General features: G+C 70.9%; 16 protein-coding genes and 6 tRNA genes. 13 read left to right on the top strand and 9 right to left on the bottom strand.

Annotated elements, in window-relative coordinates:
• Positions 1–37: 37 nt before the first annotated feature.
• Complete coding sequence (locus tag AQJ54_RS26640) at positions 38–1,474, bottom strand: serine/threonine-protein kinase (protein ID WP_062241530.1); 1,437 nt, start codon at positions 1,472–1,474, stop codon at positions 38–40.
• 196 nt (positions 1,475–1,670) lie between these two features.
• Between AQJ54_RS26640 and AQJ54_RS26635 the strand changes: the two genes are divergently transcribed.
• The 4 genes from AQJ54_RS26635 (at position 1,671) to AQJ54_RS26620 (ending at position 4,119) form a co-directional block, all read left to right on the top strand.
• The gene (locus AQJ54_RS26635) at positions 1,671–1,946 is read left to right on the top strand and encodes a hypothetical protein (protein WP_030321392.1); all 276 of its coding nucleotides are present in this window, start codon (positions 1,671–1,673) and stop codon (positions 1,944–1,946) included.
• Positions 1,947–2,142: 196 nt separating this feature from the next.
• Complete coding sequence (locus AQJ54_RS26630; RefSeq protein WP_028809711.1) at positions 2,143–2,325, top strand: hypothetical protein; 183 nt, start codon at positions 2,143–2,145, stop codon at positions 2,323–2,325.
• Positions 2,326–2,779: 454 nt separating this feature from the next.
• Positions 2,780–3,727 (top strand): phosphotransferase family protein, encoded by a 948-nt coding sequence (locus AQJ54_RS26625; RefSeq protein ID WP_062241528.1) that lies wholly within the window; start codon positions 2,780–2,782, stop codon positions 3,725–3,727.
• 80 nt (positions 3,728–3,807) lie between these two features.
• Positions 3,808–4,119, top strand: coding sequence for a TFIIB-type zinc ribbon-containing protein (locus tag AQJ54_RS26620; protein ID WP_037899326.1), 312 nt, complete (start codon positions 3,808–3,810; stop codon positions 4,117–4,119).
• A gap of 62 nt (positions 4,120–4,181) precedes the next feature.
• Here AQJ54_RS26620 and AQJ54_RS26615 read toward each other — a convergent pair.
• From AQJ54_RS26615 to AQJ54_RS26595, 5 genes are all read right to left on the bottom strand, one after another.
• Positions 4,182–4,253, bottom strand: a tRNA-Val gene (locus AQJ54_RS26615).
• Positions 4,254–4,284: 31 nt separating this feature from the next.
• Positions 4,285–4,356 (bottom strand) — tRNA-Val (locus tag AQJ54_RS26610).
• 35 nt (positions 4,357–4,391) lie between these two features.
• Positions 4,392–4,463: transfer RNA gene (locus tag AQJ54_RS26605), tRNA-Val, on the bottom strand.
• Position 4,464: 1 nt separating this feature from the next.
• Positions 4,465–4,538, bottom strand: a tRNA-Cys gene (locus tag AQJ54_RS26600).
• 39 nt (positions 4,539–4,577) lie between these two features.
• Positions 4,578–4,650, bottom strand: a tRNA-Gly gene (locus tag AQJ54_RS26595).
• A 178-nt stretch (positions 4,651–4,828) separates the two neighbouring features.
• Here AQJ54_RS26595 and AQJ54_RS26590 point away from each other — a divergent pair.
• The 3 genes from AQJ54_RS26590 (at position 4,829) to AQJ54_RS26580 (ending at position 7,612) form a co-directional block, all read left to right on the top strand.
• Positions 4,829–5,872 (top strand): chorismate-binding protein, encoded by a 1,044-nt coding sequence (locus AQJ54_RS26590; RefSeq protein ID WP_062241526.1) that lies wholly within the window; start codon positions 4,829–4,831, stop codon positions 5,870–5,872.
• The gene (locus tag AQJ54_RS26585) at positions 5,869–6,690 is read left to right on the top strand and encodes an aminotransferase class IV (protein WP_062241524.1); all 822 of its coding nucleotides are present in this window, start codon (positions 5,869–5,871) and stop codon (positions 6,688–6,690) included. Before AQJ54_RS26590 ends, AQJ54_RS26585 begins: the two co-directional genes overlap by 4 nt.
• Positions 6,691–6,784: 94 nt before the next feature.
• Complete coding sequence (locus tag AQJ54_RS26580; protein ID WP_062241522.1) at positions 6,785–7,612, top strand: GNAT family N-acetyltransferase; 828 nt, start codon at positions 6,785–6,787, stop codon at positions 7,610–7,612.
• Between the two features lie 104 nt (positions 7,613–7,716).
• Here the strand turns inward: AQJ54_RS26580 and AQJ54_RS26575 are convergent, their stop codons facing one another.
• Positions 7,717–8,229, bottom strand: a complete 513-nt coding sequence (locus AQJ54_RS26575; RefSeq protein ID WP_062241520.1) for a DsbA family protein — start codon at positions 8,227–8,229, stop codon at positions 7,717–7,719.
• A gap of 496 nt (positions 8,230–8,725) precedes the next feature.
• Between AQJ54_RS26575 and AQJ54_RS26570 the strand changes: the two genes are divergently transcribed.
• Entirely contained in the window at positions 8,726–9,178 is a 453-nt protein-coding gene (locus tag AQJ54_RS26570; RefSeq protein ID WP_062241518.1) for a hypothetical protein, read from the top strand.
• A gap of 156 nt (positions 9,179–9,334) precedes the next feature.
• Positions 9,335–9,487, top strand: coding sequence for a hypothetical protein (locus AQJ54_RS46175; protein ID WP_020138043.1), 153 nt, complete (start codon positions 9,335–9,337; stop codon positions 9,485–9,487).
• Positions 9,488–9,547: 60 nt separating this feature from the next.
• Here AQJ54_RS46175 and AQJ54_RS26565 read toward each other — a convergent pair whose 3' ends face one another.
• Complete coding sequence (locus AQJ54_RS26565; protein ID WP_062241516.1) at positions 9,548–10,108, bottom strand: CGNR zinc finger domain-containing protein; 561 nt, start codon at positions 10,106–10,108, stop codon at positions 9,548–9,550.
• Positions 10,109–10,318: 210 nt separating this feature from the next.
• Positions 10,319–10,732, bottom strand: a complete 414-nt coding sequence (locus AQJ54_RS26560) for an SsgA family sporulation/cell division regulator (protein ID WP_004002642.1) — start codon at positions 10,730–10,732, stop codon at positions 10,319–10,321.
• A 191-nt stretch (positions 10,733–10,923) separates the two neighbouring features.
• On the opposite strand from AQJ54_RS26560, the gene AQJ54_RS26555 reads away from it, so the two are divergent.
• The 4 genes from AQJ54_RS26555 to AQJ54_RS26540 all read left to right on the top strand — a co-directional run.
• Positions 10,924–11,385, top strand: coding sequence for a TIGR02611 family protein (locus tag AQJ54_RS26555; RefSeq protein WP_062241514.1), 462 nt, complete (start codon positions 10,924–10,926; stop codon positions 11,383–11,385).
• A gap of 102 nt (positions 11,386–11,487) precedes the next feature.
• Positions 11,488–11,559 (top strand) — tRNA-Val (locus tag AQJ54_RS26550).
• 552 nt (positions 11,560–12,111) lie between these two features.
• Complete coding sequence (locus AQJ54_RS26545) at positions 12,112–13,401, top strand: extracellular solute-binding protein (protein WP_062241512.1); 1,290 nt, start codon at positions 12,112–12,114, stop codon at positions 13,399–13,401.
• 14 nt (positions 13,402–13,415) lie between these two features.
• Positions 13,416–14,214, top strand: a 799-nt coding sequence (locus AQJ54_RS26540; RefSeq protein WP_248845446.1) for a carbohydrate ABC transporter permease, incomplete at its 3' end; no start/stop codon positions are given.

The raw sequence follows: 14,214 nt of genomic DNA, 5'->3' as shown, positions 1-14,214 counted from the left end.
GAGGCCGGTGGGCCGCGCGTGACCGGGGACGGCGGGGTCAGTCCGCTGCGCCGCCGGCCGGCTGCCGCCGCGGGTCCTGCTGCGTCCCCGGCGGCGGTGCGTGCACCTGCCCCTGCGGCTGCTCCCGTACGACACCGCTGTCACCGCCGAGGCCACGGGACGGCCCCTCGCATCCCTGCGCCGCCGCGATGCCCAGCGCCACGAACAGGGTGACGACGACGAAGACGAACAACCGCTGGCGCAGCAGCCGGGGGTTGGCGGGCCGACGTCCGGTACCGGTGTTCCGCGGCGCGGGACGCCCGGTGCCGCTGCGGGGGGCGGGACGGCTGCCGCTGCCGGCACGGGTCGTATTCCGCCCGGACGGCGTGGGCCGCGTCGCACCGGAACGCGGCGCGGGCGTGCCGTTGCCACGGACGGGCCCGCTGCCGCCCCGGGACGGGACGCCACCGCGCGGCGAAGTGCCGCCGCGCGCCGGGCCGGAACCGCGGGACGGGCTGTCGCCGCGGCTTCCCTGCGTCCCCTGCGTCCCGGGCTGTCCCTGCGGGCGGCGCTGCGCGGGCCGGTCGGGGTAGGTGTCGGCGATCCGCCCGGTGGGCCGGTCCGCCTCGGCGGCACGCGGCGCGGGCGGACGCAGATCGGGCAGACCCTGCGCCTCGCGGGCTGCGATCTCCTTGAGCCGCAGTGACAGTTGGAGCGTGCTCGGCCGCTCCTCGGGGTCCTTCGCCAGACAGGCGCGGATGAGCGGGGCGACCGCGTCGGGCACGCCGTGCAGCTGCGCCTCCTCGTGCACCACGCGGTACAGCATCACCTCGGAACTGCCGTGCCCGAAGGGCGAGTCACCCATCGAGGCGTACGCCAGGGTCGCGCCCAGGGAGAAGACGTCCGTGGCCGGCGTCACCGCGGCGCCGCGCACCTGCTCCGGAGCCAGGAAGCCGGGCGAACCGACGGCGGTCCCGACGTGGGTGAGGGTCGAGGCCCCGGTCGCCCAGGCGATACCGAAGTCGATGATCCGCGGGCCCTTGGGGGACAGCAGGATGTTCGACGGCTTGAGGTCGCGGTGCACCACCCCCGCCTCGTGCACGGCGACGAGCCCCTCGGAGAGGGCGGCCCCGATCGCGGCGACCTCGGCTGCGCCCAGCGCACCCTCGTCCACGACCTTGTCGTGCAGGGAGGGCCCGGGGACGTACTGGGTGGCGAACCAGGGACGGTCCGCCTCCAGGTCGGCCGCGACGAGCCGGGCCGTGCAGCCGCCGCGGATCCGCCGGGCGGCCGAGACCTCGCGCGCGAACCGCGACCGGAACTCCTGGTCCTCGGCCAGATCCGGCCGGATGACCTTCAACGCGACCCGCTGCCCCTTGCGGTCGGAGCCCAGGTAGACGACACCCATCCCACCCGCGCCGAGCCGTCTGTGAAGCCTGAACGAGCCGACGACGCGCGGGTCCTCGCGCCTCAGGCGCATCATCGCCATGTTCATCCCCGCTGCCCGGTCCGTGTGACGAGCGACAGCTTACGTAGTGACGGGCCGCCGCGCGCAGAGGCCGCGCCCTCTCGTCCCGATGGATTGTCAGTGCCGGGTGGGAGAATTGAGAGGTGGTCAGGGAGCCGGAGGGCGGGCGGACTTCGGTTCGGATGTGATCCCAACCACCCGTCCAAGAAGGGGGATTGAACGCGTGAAGGGTGATCGCGTGGAGATAGTCGTGGACGCAGGGGACACGACACGTACCTATGAGGTGGTGGCGAGCAGGGCAGGCCGCCGGGTGGAGACGGCGGTACGACGGGGCGTGGTGGAAGTGAGCGAAGTCACTCGCAACGGCTCGGTGGTCCGGACGGCCCGTTTCATGGCGACGAGGGTGCTGGCGCTGGTCGAGCAGCCGGTGCCGCGCGAGGACGGCTCGGAGAAAGCGGCACAGACCGGGCGACCCCTCCGGGAAGACCCGGAGTCCTAGGTCCTCGTCTCCACCCATGGGAGTACGTCAGCGGTGACGGCTCATCCTCGGGGAGGCCCGGCAATCGGTACGAAGGCATGACGTGCCGCAGGGCCGTGACGCCTAGATTTGAGGTCAAGCGGCGGGTGCAGCACTCGTCCCCCGAGGTCAGACACCCGCCGCTGCCAACGACAACAGAACGGTCAGGAGAGGGACCATGGCTCTTACGGCACCGCGGACACTGTCCCGCACACGTCAGCCCCGCCGTACGGGCCGCCGTCACCCGCTGGTGGCGACGCTCATGGCCCTCCCGCTGGCGGTCCTGCTCCTCGTCGTCTTCGACGGCTGGGAGACAGTGGCCACACAGGCGTCGTCCGTGGGAGTGATGCTGGGGCGCTGAGCGGCGACCCCAGGCCCGGAAGAGCGGTCCGGGCGGGGACATCCACCCATGAAACCCCGTGGGGACGGGGGTGCGGCGGACGGCAAAATGCCGGCGCAGCTGGGGAGCTGCGCCGGCATTGCTTTTGCCTCCGGCGGTTGAGCCGGTTCTGTGTGCGGGTGCGACTCGATGGGGGCGGGCGTTCTGCGCAGGTTGACTGCAACTCCCCAGGGGCGCGGGGAACTGCGCGACCAGCCACGACGGATCGTAAGTCGCCCGACAACCGAACCCGGCACCCTCATAGGCGCCCGGCCCGAGCCCAGCGCAGCGGGGGCGCGGGGAACTGCGCGACCAGCCCCCACGCACCCGCACCCGCCGAACAACCGCACCTGGCACCCCGTAGGCGCCCGGCTCAAGCCCAGCGCAGCGGTCCGGCACATACTGAGGCGCCAGACCCCACAGTCCAGGGAGCCCAGTGACGCACCACCCCCTCCTCACCGAGCTCACCCTCAGAGTCAGAACCGAGGCTCACTCGAGGGACCCCGCGACCTGCCCCTGCGCCGCAGCCACCCTCGCCGACCGCCCCGACGCCACCGTCGTCCGGCACGCCCGCACCGTCGCGAAGGCCCACGCTCCCGACACGGTCGCCGCCGACCTCGCTCCCCGCCTCACCGCGGCCGCCCACCTCCCCGGCATCCTCCTGCCCCCGCTCCGGCCGACGCACGTCGACCTGCACGGGCGGCTCGTCACGTTCTGGCCGTACGGCGAACCCGTGGACCCGGAGGATCCCGACGCCGCCCCCTGGGAACCCGCCGCCACCCTCCTCGCCCGGCTCCACCGCACCCCCGCCCCACCCGGCCTGCCCGCCATGCGGGGCCCGGCCAAGGCCGCCCTCGCCGTCGCCCGGCTGCTCGGCGCCGCCCGGCAGGACCACCACCCCGCCCTCGCCCCCGTTCTCCGAGCCTGGTCCGCGCTGCCGTCCTGGGCGCGGGGAGAGAGCCCCATGCGGGACACCACGACCCTCTGCCACGGCGACCTGCACCTCGGGCAACTCGTGCGGCACCCGGCCCCGGACGGGCCCTGGCGCCTCATCGACGTCGACGATCTGGGCGTGGGGGAGCCCGCCTGGGATCTCGCCCGTCCGGCCGCCTGGTACGCCTGCGGCCTGCTGTCCCCGGAGGACTGGGCCCTTTTCCTCGCCGCCTACCGCGCGGGCGGCGGACCGGCCGTTCCCGCCGACGGCGACCCCTGGCCGGCCCTGGACGTGCCCGCACGCGCACTCACCGTGCAGACCGCGGCACGGGCCGTCGCCAAGGCGATCGACGCCGGCCGGCCGCTGGACGACGTGGAGCGGGCCGTCGTGGACGCCTGTGACCGAATGAGTTCGGTCCCGCCGGAGTTGGCTGACCGTTTCGCGAAGTAAGGTGCAACCGACCAGGGCTGGAACGAGTCTGTCCTGGGGTAACGCCAAGCAGGACCAACGGGCGAGGAGTTGAGCCGACGATGCAGTGTCCGAAGTGTCACGCACCGATGCACACCTACAACCGCAACGGTGTCCAGATCGAGCAGTGCAGCGGCTGCCGCGGGATCTTTCTCGACTACGGCGAGCTGGAGGCGCTGACCCGCCTGGAGGGCCAGTGGGGCGGTGGTCCCGCCGTTCCGCCGCCGCCGGCCGCTCCGCAGTACCCGGCCCAGCCCGGCGCACCGGCCTGGGGTGCCCCGCAGCACGGCGGCGGCCACTACGGCGGCCACGGCGGTCATCACGGCGGCCACCACCGCAACCGCGGCTTCGGCCACATGCTGTTCTCCAGCTGACCGAGGCCGGCTGACGGAGCGACGAAGAAGCCCCCGGCCGCTGGGCCGGGGGCTTCGGTGTGTGCGCGATACTGGGATTGAACCAGTGACCTCTTCCGTGTCAGGGAAGCGCTCTCCCGCTGAGCTAATCGCGCGGGAACCACGATCGGGATCGTGTCTGCTGCGTGCGCGATACTGGGATTGAACCAGTGACCTCTTCCGTGTCAGGGAAGCGCTCTCCCGCTGAGCTAATCGCGCGGGTCAGACCTTCGATGAACTGCTCGAAGATCCAGTGGACGATACTGGGATTGAACCAGTGACCTCTTCCGTGTCAGGGAAGCGCTCTCCCGCTGAGCTAATCGTCCGTGGAGGTGGAGACGGGATTTGAACCCGTGTAGACGGCTTTGCAGGCCGTTGCCTCGCCTCTCGGCCACTCCACCAGGAGTGTTGGGGGTCGGGATGATCCCCTTGCTCTTCCGAGCGAACGACGAGGTTCGAACTCGCGACCTCAACCTTGGCAAGGTTGCGCTCTACCAACTGAGCTACGTTCGCCTGTCCTTCCGATCCGCTTGCGCGGCTCGGCGACGTGTTGAACTCTAGCGGATTCCGGGGCCAGTACAAAAACGCGTTTGCGCAGCGTGCTGCGGTGCGCATGTCGACGTGCGTGGTCAGGGCGCCCTGAACGACATGGCCAGGTCACCTGCGGGACACCCGCCATAGACTCGTCCACGTGCTCGACCTCGCTCCTCTCGCCCGCTTCGGCGACCGCGTCGCCACCGGCCTCCTCGATGTCACCAGCGACCCCGCGGCGCTGGACTCCGCCGGTTTCTGGGCCGTCGCCGCCGATTTCGAGGGCGGTCTGACCTGCGCCCGCTTCGCCGACGTACGCCACGAACCGGTGCCCGCTCCGGTGCCCGGGGCATGGCGGGGGCCGGGCACCGGTGACTGGACGTCGTCCCTCGATCGCGCCGCGTACATGGAGGGCGTACGGCGGATCCGCGCGCACATCGCGACCGGCGAGGTCTACCAGGCCAACCTCTGCCGTGTCCTGAGCGCGCCGCTCACGCCCGGCGCTGACGTGGACGCGCTGACCGCGCTGCTCGCCCGGGGCAATCCGGCGCCGTATGCAGGAACGATTCGGTTGCCCGGGCACGGGGTGGAGATCGCCACCGCGTCCCCCGAGCTGTTTCTGCGCCGGGCCGGGCGGGTCGTGGAGTCGGGGCCGATCAAGGGCACCGGGCGGACCGAGGACGACCTGCTGGCCAAGGACTACGCCGAGAACGTGATGATCGTGGACCTGGTCCGCAACGACCTGGGGCGGGTGTGCGCCACCGGCAGCGTCACCGTCCCCGACCTGTGTGCCGTCGAGAAGCATCCGGGACTCGTCCATCTCGTGTCGACCGTGCGGGGCGAGCTGCGCGAGGGAGCCGGCTGGACCGAGCTGCTCGACGCCGCCTTTCCCCCCGGCTCGGTCACCGGCGCGCCCAAGTCCAGTGCGCTGCGGATCATCGACGCCCTGGAGACCGCGCCCCGGGGGCCGTACTGCGGCGGGATCGGGTGGGTCGACGCCGACCGGGGCACCGCGGAGCTGGCCGTCGGCATACGGACATTCTGGATCGACCGCGCCGAGGGGGCGCTGCGCTTCGGGACCGGCGCCGGGATCACCTGGGGCTCCGACCCCGAGGGGGAGTGGCGGGAGACCGAACTGAAGGCGGCCCGGCTGCTCGCGGTAGCGTCGGGGGCGTACGAGGCGAGTGGAGGGACCCTGACGTGAAGATCTGGCTCGACGGCGGGCTTCAGGACATCGAGACCGCCCGCGTCTCGGTCTTCGACCACGGGCTGACCGTGGGCGACGGCATCTTCGAGACCGTGAAGGCGGTGGACGGCCGGCTCTTCGCGCTCACCCGGCATCTGGACCGGTTGACCCTGTCGGCGCGGGGACTCGGGCTGCCCGATCCCGACCACGACGAGGTCCGTCGCGCCTGCGCCGCCGTACTCGATGCCAGTCCGATGCCGCTCGGCCGACTGCGCATCACCTACACCGGCGGTCACGGTCCGCTCGGCTCCGACCGGGGTGAGCACGGGCCGACCCTCGTGGTCGCGCTCGGCGAGTCCGCCCCGCGGCCCGACTCCACGGCCGTGATCACCGTCCCGTGGACCCGCAACGAGCGCGGCGCGCTCACCGGCCTCAAGACCACCTCGTACGCCGAGAACGTCGTCGCGCTCGCCCGCGCGCGTGCCGACGGTGCCTCCGAGGCGCTGTTCGCCAACACCGTCGGGCAGTTGTGCGAGGGCACCGGGTCGAACGTGTTCGTGGTGCTCGACGGCGAGATCCACACCCCGCCGCTCGCCTCCGGCTGTCTCGCGGGCATCACGCGCGCGTTGACCGTCGAATGGACCGGGGCCAGGGAGACGGACCTGCCGCTGGACGTCCTCGAGCGGGCCGACGAGGTCTTCCTCACCTCGACCCTGCGGGACGTCCAGGCGGTGCACCGCGTGGACGCGCGCGAACTGCCGGGCGCACCGGGGCCGGTGACCGCGAAGGCCATGCGGATCTTCGAGGAGCGGGCCGGGGACGACCTCGACCCGTGAGCGGCCCTGTCCGTGTCAGGCGCCGTACCCGTGAGGGGCCGTAAAGGGCCGCGATATTGAGCTGCCTCCGCGCCCGACAGCGGGTAGAACTCCGTTGATGACCACCACCCTGCGGCCGACCGAGCCGCTTCAGCGCGGTGCCGACGGGGCGCTGTCCCGGCACTACACGGTGTGCGTGAACAGCCGTCCCGTCGGAGCGATACATCTCGCGACCCACCCCTCCTTCGGGCGGACCGTCGCCCAGATCAAGGATCTGCGGATCGACGAACCGGACCGCGGACGCGGCCGGGGCGCGGTCGCCGCGCTCGCCGCCGAGGAGGTGGCACGAGGCTGGGGCTGCGGGCAGGTGGAGATCAGGGTCCCGGCCGACGCCGCTCCCGCGCTGCGGCTCGCCACCGCGCTCGGGTACGTCCATCGCAACCGCGGCATGGAGAAACGGCTCGGCCCCACCGCGCCCGAACTGCCCGCAGGCAGCCGCAGCAGGCCCATGACACAGGCCGAGTTCGGCCCGTGGGCGGAGCGCGGCATCGAGGAGTACGCGCGGGACTGGAGCGAGCGCGGGGTGCCCGAGGCCGAGGCGAGGGCGAGGTCGCGCAAGGACCACCACCAGCTCGTCACGCGCGGCCTGGTGACCGACGAGGCCCTCTACAGCATCCTGGAGCACGACGGCGTCCGGGTCGGGTTCCTGTGGGTGGAGTTCATCGGCGAGAAGGCGTTCGTCTACGACGTCGAGGCCGAGGAGCCCTTCCGCGGCCGCGGGCACGGCCGTTCCTTGATGCTGCTCGCCGAGGGCCAGGCGATCGCCTCCGGGCGGCACCTCCTCGGCCTGAACGTCTTCGCGGGCAACACACCGGCCGAGCGGCTGTACGAGTCCCTCGGGTACGAGACGGTCGGCTACTCGATGTACAAGAGCCTTGTCTGACCAGGAGAGCCTGCTTCGTGCAAGAGCCTCGGCCGACCAGGGGAACCTGCTTCGTACAAGTGCCTCGGCCGACCAGGGGAACCTGCGCCGAGGCGGGTTCAGTCTCAGTCCTGTTCGGCGAGCAACCGGTCGGCGATCTCCTCGATCCGCTCGCGCAGCCCGTCCTGGCTCTTGCCGCCGTCGAGACGCTCGCCGCCGATGACGTACGTCGGGGTGCCGGTCACGCCGATCGCCTTGCCCTCGGCCTGGTCGGCGTCCACGATCAGGATGTGCCGGCCGTCGATCAGCGCGGTGTCGAACTCCTCGGCGTCCAGACCCAGTTCACGGGCGACCTCGACCAGGAAGGGTTCACCCTGACGGTCCAGCTCCTCGACCCGCCCGAGCACGGCCTCGGCGTACTCCCAGCCCTTGCCCTGTTCCAGCGCCTCCTCGGCGGCCTGAGCGGCGGCGAAGGAGTGCTTGTGCTTCTCCAGCGGGAAGTGCCGCAGCCGCAGTTCCAGCCGGTCGCCGTAACGGGCCCGCAGGGCGCGGAGGTCGTCCAGGGCGGTTCGGCAGTCGGGGCACTGCAACTCGCACCACACGTCGAGCACGGGTGCGGCGGGGGAGAGGTCGCTCATACCCCCAGTCTCCCAGCTCCCAACCACCGCTCCGAATCGCCCCCGATCACTCCCCGCGCCGGTCGCACCCCGCGGCCTCGCCCCGTGCCCGGTCTAGCCCCCGCGCCGGTCGCCCCCCGGTCTAGCCCCCGCACCGGGCCGCGCCCTGCCCCGGCCATGTCCCGTGCCTGGCCTCGCCCCCCCGCCCCCGGTCACCGGTCTCGCCTCCGCGCCGAGCCGCCCCCGGCCTCGCCTCCGCGCCGAGCCGCTCCCGGTCACGCCTCCGGCCACGCCCGCCCCCGTCACACCCCACGCCCGGTCTCGCCCCGCGCCGGGCCCCCGGATTCCTCCGGAGCCGGCTGCCTCCTCCGTACGCCCCGGACCGGCACCCTGGGAGGAGGCGACCCGGAGATGTCCCTGATGTCCTGCCGGAGGATGGCTCGGCGGGGGCCGGGAGGTGCAGGATGGACAGTGACGAAGTGGCACACAGACTGCCGAACCCCGCCTGGAGGACCGGATGATTGCCGAGACCGTCTGTTCCGCAGTCGCCGCGGCCGGCCTGGGCATCGCGGCGGTCACCGCGTACCGCAAGCGCTTCCTAGCGGCCACCCGCATCGCCGCCTACTCCCTCGTCCCGCTCGGCCTGGTGATGACCGGGGTGGTCGACTGGCTCGCGGACACCGCGTTCAGCCCGACCGCGTGGGCGGGCTTCGGCGTGCTCGGCCTGTCATGGGTGCTCTTCTCGACCACGCGCGCGGTGGAGCGCCGCAGGGGCGGCACCCGCAAGGAGCGCAGGGCGGCCCGGGGCGCCGGGTCCCAGGAGGCGGTGGCCCCCACCGCGTCGGCTCCCTCGCTCGGACCCGCTGCCCGCACCCCGGCCGCGCGTCCCGCGAACAGGCCGCAGGCCGCCGAGCGGCCCACGGACGACTTCAGCGACATCGAGGCCATCCTCAAGAAGCACGGCATATGACGTCCGCCGGACGGACGGAAACGTTCGCAGGGGGACGCAGGCCCGTCCGCAAGTGATCACGAACCGAAACGGACATCACGGAATTCGGCGAACTCCCGCCCATTCCGGGCGTGTTGATCGCGTCGGGGGTGTCGGCTGCGTCATCATCGCGGCGAGATGCTGGATACGACACAGAGCGACGCCGCGCCGCCTCAGGACGAGCCGCGTGGATGCCTTTTCGCCCTTTCCCAGCCACCGCTGATGATCTTCCTTGCGGTGATCGGGTGTCTGCTGCTCATGGCTGCGCTGCACGACCTGCTGCTGCTCTGAGCCGTACCCGTGGTCCCCGGCGCCACCCGCCGGGGACCACGTCGCGTGCTGTGGCCGGGCTCAGCCCGCGGCCTCCTTGCGTCGCGCCCGGTACGCGGCCACATGCAGACGGTTTCCGCAGGTCCGGCTGTCGCAGTAGCGCCGTGAGCGGTTGCGGGACAGGTCGACGAAGGCGCGCCGGCAGTCCGGGGCCTCGCAGCGCCGCAGCCGTTCCTGTTCGCCGGCGACCACGAAGAACGCCAGGGCCATCCCGCAGTCGGCCGCCAGATGATCGGCGACCGAGGCGCCCGGGGCGAAGTAGTGCACATGCCAGTCGTAGCCGTCGTGGTCGGTGAGCCGGGGCGTGGTGCCCGCGGCGGCGACGAGGTCGTTGATGAGGTTCGCGGCGGTCCGGGCGTCCGGGGCGGCGAAGACGGAGGCGAACCGTCCGCGGATCTTGCGCACCGCCGACAGGTCGAACTCCGAGAGCACCCCGACATCGCTGATGTCGTGGTTTCGTACGAAATCCTCCAGCGCCGCGACATCGGGCAGCGCGTCCGGCGCCGCGTCGTCCTCCGGTGCGGTGTTCACCAGATCGACCACGGTGTCGAGGGCGCACCGGGTGTCGTGGGTGATCAGCACGATTCGCTCCCTGGCCTGGGGGTCGGGCGGACGCCCGCCGATGCTGGCCGATGGTAACGGCTCGCAGGGCCCCGGTGACGGGCCGCACGACAGGCGCCGTGGCTGCGGAGCGCTCCGCAGCCACGGCGCCTGTCATTCTCTATTCGGTTGTGCGAGCCCGAGCCGTCTCCCCGAGTGGACGGCGCCGGGCGGCTCTGTGCGGTCTCGCCCCTAGCTTTCCGCCAGGATGTGCGAGAGCTCCTGATCCAGATCGAAGTGGCGGTGCTCGGTGCCCGGGGGCACGGCGGCGTCCGTCCGCTTCAGGAAGGACTCCAGGGCCCGCGCCGGGGCCTCGAGCAGTGCCTCGCCCTCAGGGGAGCTCAGGGCGATGCAGACGACGCCCTGACCATGACTGCGCGACGGCCAGACTCGGACGTCGCCGGTTCCGGTGGGCCGGTGGAGGCCCTCCGCGAGAAGGTCGCGAGCGAAGACCCACTCGACGGTCTCCTCGGCTCCGGTGTGGAAGGTGGCGTGCACGGCGTAGGGGTCGGCCGTGTCGTACCGCAGGCCTGCGGGGACAGGCAGGGAGGACTCGCTCGACACAACGAGGCGCAGGTGCAGCTCGCAGCTGACCGTGGTGTTCATAAGCGCCAGGGCCTTTCGCTCAGTGTGCGCTCGGGGATTCGCACGTCGGCGAAATCGACATGCCACCTACGGTGCCGTTGTAAACCCCTCTGAGTGTTTTGCGTGCCTTTACGTAACTCTTCCGGCCGAGAGCCTCTTCGGGAGGTACGACCATTCCGGTGATCGGTTTCTCTCCGGTAGGGTTTGTCTGTATGAATACGGGGAGTGACGAGCCGCGCGAGGTCGCCGTGGCACCTGACGAGCAGAGCGGCCGGCAGCCGGACGAGACGCCGGCCGAACAAGGGCTGGGTTCCAAGGCGCCGGAGTTCATCAAATCGAGGCGCCTGCTGCATCTGAGCTGGCAGGTTCTGGTCTTTGTCATCGGTCTCGCGGTCGTGGTCGCAGGCATCATCATGCTGCCGCTGCCGGGACCCGGCTGGGTCGTGATCTTCGCCGGTATGGCGATCTGGGCGACCGAGTTCGTCTGGGCGCAGCTCGTGCTCCGCTGGACCAAGCGGAAGGTGACCGAGGCGGCCCAGCGGGCCCTCGATCCCAGGGTGCGCCGCCGCAACATCATCCTGACCTCGATCGGCCTGGTGGTCATCGCCGCGATCCTCGGGGTCTACCTCTGGAAGTTCGGCTTCGAGATGCCCTGGAACATCAAGGACCAGTGAGCCGCGCGGGGCGGACGGGGGAGACCCGAGGGACCTCCGCGTCACCTCGCGGGACATGACACAGGGCACCCCCTGACATGGGGTAATGTTCTTCCTGCGTCCGGGCGATTAGCTCAGTGGGAGAGCGCTTCGTTCACACCGAAGAGGTCACTGGTTCGAACCCAGTATCGCCCACCCGGACCGACGGCCCGTCTGCGAGATAGCGGACGGGCCGTCGGCGTGTGTGGCCCGGCCGTCGGCATGTGTGGCCGGGCAGTCGCTGTGCGTACGGGCGGGCCGTCGGCGTCTGCACGGCGGACGCCGAGGCTTCCAGCTGGAGCACCTCGACATAGCCGAGGCCGAGGCCGTTCTCGCTGGGCAGGCCGGCGGGCTTCGCCATGTGTACAGCCTGACGTCGAGGCCCGGCAGGCCGCCTCCGCCGCGTGTGGCGGTCCGCGGCGAGCGCCGCCCTCGGCGCCCCCGCCGCCCGTCGTTTTCCGGCCGGGTACTGATCGCGCGCGACGGCGGGTGTCCCGTTCGGCCGGTCGATCCGACGTCTCTCACCTGCGGCATCGTCAGATTGCGCACCGCGCAAGGCGGTTGGAGGCGCACCGGCCTCTCACCAGACTCTCAAGAAATTCCTGTCCGAATCATTGACGCATCTCCGGGCCCTCCGTAGCTTGTGCCAGCAAGCGCTTACTTGAAACGATTCATGCAGGCGGCGACGCTGCGGGGAGGGGTCCGACCGTGGGAACCAGCAGAAATGTCGAGCGGCGAACGATCTTGAAGGCGGCCGGGGCGACGGCGGCGACGCTGGGGCTGGCCGCGACGACCGGGTGCGGTGGCGGCAGCGGCAGTTCCGGAGACGGGACCGTGACACTCCGTTATGCGTGGTGGGGTGGCGAGCCGCGCACCATCGCCATCAAGAAGTCCATCGCGCTCTTCGAGAAGAAGTACCCGAAGATCAAGATCAAGCCTGAATTCACTGACTATCAGGCGTTCTGGGAGAAGTTCCAGACCCAGGCCTCCGGCGGAAATCCGCCGGACGTTTTCCAGAATGCCGTCGGTTTCCTGCGCAAGTACGACAAGCGCGGTGTTCTGCTGGATCTCAAGACGCAGGCGGACGCCGGGAATCTGAGCCTGGACAACTTCCGCAACGGTGTTCTGGCGAACGGTCAGGTCGACGGGAAGCAGCTCGGCGTTCCCGTCGGAGCCAACACCATGGCCCTCGTCATCGACCTCAAGGCCTTCAAGAAGGCGGGCGTCGAGGCGAAGTTCGGCTGGACCTGGGACGAGTACTTCGACGCCCTCCAGACCGTCCAGGACAAGCTGAAGATCGCCGGAGACACCGGCTATTTCAGCATCATGTACCTCTACGACCTGTATCTGCGTCAGAACGGCAAGGCCTTCTTCACCGACTCCGCTCTCGGCTTCACCGAGGACGATCTGACGCAGTGGTGGGCGGACGGCTACAAGCGCGTGAAGTCCGGGCTGGTCGCCGACCCCAAGAAGATCGAGCAGGTCCAGCCCAAGTCGGGCCTCTCGGCCGGTCTCGCCGCCTCCGAGTTCACCTGGGACAACTTCTCCATCCGTTACGAGGGCGAGGGCGCGTCGGACTACGGCCTCGCGCCGATCCCCACCACGGACGGCAAGCAGACCGGCCAGTACCTCGGCTCGCTGATGCTCAGTGCCTTCGCCGGGACCAAGCACCCCAAGGAGGCGGCCCAGTTCATCTCCTTCATGGTCCACGACCCCGAGGTCGGCAAGATCATGGGCTACGACCGAGGCATCCTCGCCACCACCGAGCAGTACGACGCCTTCAAGCCCACCGACCCCAACAACAAGGGTGTCGCGGCCTACGAGGACGAGGTCGCCAAGGCCGGAGTGCTCGGGAAGATCACCCCGCACCCGTCCGGCGCCGACGTCGTCGAGGCGGCCTTCCTGCGCATCGGCAGCGAGGTCGCGCAGGGCAAGACCAAGCCGGCCGACGCGGCCAAGGCGCTGTTCGGCGAGGCCAAGGCCGCGTTCGCGGGCTGAGGGGACGTACCACCATGACGCTCGTCAAGGAAGCGCCCGTGCGCCCCGCCGGGAAGCGGCCCGCCGCTCCCGCCGCCGGGCGGCACGGGAGGCGCCGCGAGAACCTCGTCGGCTATCTCTTCATGTCGCCCTGGATCGCGGGGTTCCTGCTGCTCACGGCGGGGCCGATGATCGCGTCGCTGTACTACGCGTTCACCCGGTACAACCTGTTCACGCCGCCCGAGTGGGTCGGCCTCGACAACTTCACCACGATGTTCCAGGACCCGCGCTGGCAGAAGTCGGTGGAGGTCACGCTCAAGTACGTCGTCGTGGCCACCCCGCTCAAGCTGCTGCTGGCCCTCGGCGTCGCCATGCTGCTCGCGCAGAAGCGGCGCGGACAGGGCCTGTACCGGGCCGCGTTCTACATGCCCTCGCTCATCGGGGCCAGTGTCTCCGTCGGCTTCGTGTGGCGGGCGCTGTTCTCCGACGACGCGATCGTGGACCGTACGCAGAAGGTCTTCGGCATCGACGTGGGCGGCTGGATCGGCAACCCGGACTACGTCCTCTACTCCCTGGTGGCCTTGAGCGTCTGGCAGTTCGGGGCGCCGATGGTCATCTTCCTGGCCGGTCTCAAGCAGGTCCCGCAGGAGCTGTACGAGGCCGCCGAGATGGACGGGGCCGGGCCCCTGCGGCGGTTCTGGAACATCACCCTGCCGATGATCTCCCCGGTGCTCTTCTTCAACGTGCTGCTGGAGTCCATCCACGCGTTCCAGGTGTTCGGCTCCGCGTACGTCGTCTCCAACACCCAGTGCGGGCCGGCCGACGCCACCCTCG

It is taken from the genome of Streptomyces griseorubiginosus (assembly GCF_001514195.1).
Classification (GTDB): domain Bacteria; phylum Actinomycetota; class Actinomycetes; order Streptomycetales; family Streptomycetaceae; genus Streptomyces; species Streptomyces griseorubiginosus.
Note: the sequence above shows the minus strand (reverse complement) of the source record. Positions and strands in the feature narration are given on the sequence as shown.